3 protein-coding genes are annotated in these 3,052 nt (G+C 74.1%); all 3 read left to right on the forward strand.

Features of this window, described 5'->3' with window-relative positions; all coding sequences use genetic code 11:
- Positions 1 to 2,140 (forward strand): MMPL family transporter (locus ACLEQD_RS40270; protein WP_410391246.1); only part of this gene is annotated, 2,140 nt, incomplete at its 5' end.
- Complete coding sequence (locus ACLEQD_RS40275; RefSeq protein WP_410391247.1) at positions 2,137 to 2,769, forward strand: glycosyltransferase; 633 nt, start codon at positions 2,137 to 2,139, stop codon at positions 2,767 to 2,769. The genes ACLEQD_RS40270 and ACLEQD_RS40275, both read left to right, overlap by 4 nt.
- On the forward strand, positions 2,757 to 3,052 hold a 296-nt coding region (locus ACLEQD_RS40280; protein ID WP_410391248.1), incomplete at its 3' end, for a glycosyltransferase. The genes ACLEQD_RS40275 and ACLEQD_RS40280, both read left to right, overlap by 13 nt.

Raw genomic sequence — 3,052 nt, forward strand, 5'->3', positions numbered from 1 at the left:
GGCCGGGGACCTCACCACCGGGACCATCGAGGGCATCGAAGCCGCGCGGGCCGAGGCGCTCGCGCGGGGCGCCTCCGCGGGGTCGAACGACCAGACCCTCGCGGTCATCTTCCACCACGATGAATGGACGACCGATGCGCCGCGCTTCGCCCAGGCGGTCACGTCCGCGCTGGCGCGCGTGCAGCGGCTGCCGGAGGTCGCGTCGGTGGTGTCGCCCATCGGAGCGCCCGAGGCCTTCCGGGCCCGCTTCGTGGCGCCGACGGGCCACGACCTCCTGGCGCTGGTGCGGCTCAAGGGCGGCGAGCGCGAGGCCACCGCCGCGTTCCCCGCCGTGCGCGCGGCGCTGGACGGCTCGGGCCTCCAGACGACGCTCACCGGCAAGGTGGCCTTCCTGGCCGCGCTCAACGAGTTGCTGGCGCATGACCTCTTGCGCGCGGAGCTGCTCTCGTTCCCGCTCGCGCTGCTCGTGTTGCTGTGGGTGTTCCGGACGGTGGTGGCGGCCATGCTGCCCCTGGTGGTGGGCGGGCTGGCGGTGCTGTGCGGCGTGGCGGGCGTGCTGCTCCTGTCGCACGTCACGAACATGGCCCAGTACACGCTCAACGTGGTGTCGCTCATCGGGCTGGGCGTGGCCATCGACTACTCGCTCTTCATCGTGAGCCGCTTCCGCGCGGAGCTTGCCCGTGGCTTGACGACGGAGCAGGCGCTGACGCGCACCCTGGACACCACGGGACGCGCGGTGGCGTTCTCCGGGCTGGCCGTCACGGTGGGGCTGGGGGGCCTGCTGTTCTTCCGCGGCTCGTACCTGAGCGCCATGGGGCTGGGGGGCGCCCTGGTGGTGGCCTTCGCGGTCCTCTTCGCGCTCACGGTGCTGCCCGCGCTCCTGGCCTGGCTGGGGCCGCGCGTGGACCGGGGGCGGCTGCCCTTCGCGCGCACGGAGGGCCGCGGCGGCGGGTGGCACGCGCTGGCCACCTGGGTGATGCGGCATCCCTGGTGGGTGCTGCTGCCGACGCTGGCGTTGCTGCTGGCCATGGGGCTGCCGTTCCGGCGGCTGCAACTGGCGGCCACGGACATCACGGCGCTGCCCGAGGGCACCGAAGCCCGCCGGGGCGCGGAGACCCTGGCCCGCCTGTTCCCCCGCGAGGCCGCCACCCGGGTGCTGGTCGCCGTGGAGTTCCCGGGCGGCAGTCCCCTCACGCCGGAGCGCGCGGGCGCGCTTCACGACGCCAGCCGGCGGATTTCTGCGCTGCCCGGGGTGCTGGGCGTGGAGAGCGCGGTGACCCTGGTCCCCGGCATGGACCGGGCGACCGTGCAACGGATGGCCGCGGCGCCGCCCCAGCTCCTTCCGCCGGAGCTCCAGGCCGCGCGGGCCGCGTACGTCACCGGCAACGTGGCGGTGATGCAGGTGCTGACGTCCTCGGCGCCCAGCAGCGTCGAGGCCCGGAACCTGGTCCGCGCGCTGCGCGAGGACCGCGCGGTGGGCGACGGCCGGTGGCAGGTGGGAGGGCAGACCGCGGCGGACGTGGACGCGGCGGCCTTCGTGAAGCGGCACACGCCCGCGGCCGTGGGGTTCGTGATGGGGATGACGTGCATCGTCCTCTTCGTGCTCCTGCGCTCCGTGGTGCTGCCCTTGAAGGCGCTCCTGATGAACCTGCTGTCGCTGGCCGGTTCGTTCGGGGCCCTGGTGTTCATCTTCCAGGAGGGACACCTGCACCGGCTGCTGCGCTTCGAACCCGGGCCCATCGAACCGTCGCTGCCCATCCTGCTGTTCTGCGCGCTGTTCGGCCTGTCCATGGACTACGAGGTGCTGCTGCTCAGCCGCATCCGCGAGGAGTGGCTGCGCACGGGCGACAACACCCACGCGGTGGCCGAGGGACTGGAGCGGACCGGCGGCCTCATCACCAGCGCGGCGGCCATCATGGTGGCCGTGTTCGCGGCCTTCACGCTGGCCTCGGTGGTGGTGGTGAAGGCGATGGGGCTGGGCATGGCCATCGCGGTCGCGCTGGATGCGACGCTGGTCCGGGTGCTCATCGTCCCCGCGATGATGCGCCTGATGGGGGACTTCAACTGGTGGGGGCCGGGCCACTGGAGGCGCTCACCCGCTCGGGCACAGGGGACACAGGGCACGGAGGTGCGGCCATGAACGCGCGCGACCTGGGAGGGACGGCGGCGGCGCTGGGCGTGCTCGTGCACGGCCACCTGGAGCTGATGGCCGGCCTGCGGCGGCGTCCGGCGCCGCCCGCGAGGCGCTTCGAGCCGCCCTCGGTGACGGTCATCCGGCCCATCCGGGGCCTGGACGTGGACGCGCGGGCGAACGTGCGCGCGCTGCTGGACCTGGACTATCCCGGCGAGTGGGAGGTGCTCTTCGTCTTCGACAGCGAGGAGGACCCGGCGTTCCTCCCCACCCGCGAGGAGGTGGCCGCGCACCCCACGCGCGCGAAGCGGGTGGAGCTGGTGGTCGCGGGCGAGCCTCCGCGAGGGATGACCGGCAAGCTCAACGCGATGCAGGTGGGCGTGGCCCGCTCCCGGTGCGACCTGCTGGCCTTCAGTGATTCGGACACGCGGCCCACGCCCGGCGTGCTCACGGCGCTGGTGGGCGCCCTGCTGGAGGACGGCGGGACGGGCGCCACGTTCGCGCCCATCTACGCGGCGGCGGACGCGCCGCTGGCGGGGGACGTGGGCTACGGGCTGCTGGTGAACGCGTGGTACGGCGCGTCGGTCGCCGCGCCGCGGCGCCGGATGGCGCGCTGCCCTTCATCATGGGGCAGCTGATGGTCTTCCGCCGGGAGGCGCTCGCGGCCATCGGGGGCGTGGGCTGCGCGGCCGGGCAGTTCGTGGATGACATGTACCTGGGGCGCCGGCTGCACGAGGCCGGGTGGAAGAACCGCGTCGTCCACGCGCCCCTGCGCGTCGTCACGGGCCACCTGGAGCTGGGCGCCTTCCTGCGCATCTTCCGGCGGTGGATCCTCTTCTCGGAGGCGGGGCTGCCCGGGGACTTCGCGCGGCCGCACTGGGTGCGCGGCGCGGTGAGCTGGCTGTCGTGGGGCGGCCTGGC

The sequence above is a fragment of the Corallococcus sp. 4LFB genome (genome assembly GCF_046520365.1).
Taxonomy (GTDB): Bacteria; Myxococcota; Myxococcia; order Myxococcales; family Myxococcaceae; genus Corallococcus; species Corallococcus caeni.

Excerpts from the sequence above, each read along its gene's own strand:
- ACLEQD_RS40275 (WP_410391247.1), top strand. The coding sequence starts at position 2,137 with ATGAACGCGCGCGACCTGGGAGGGACGGCGGCGGCGCTGGGCGTGCTC.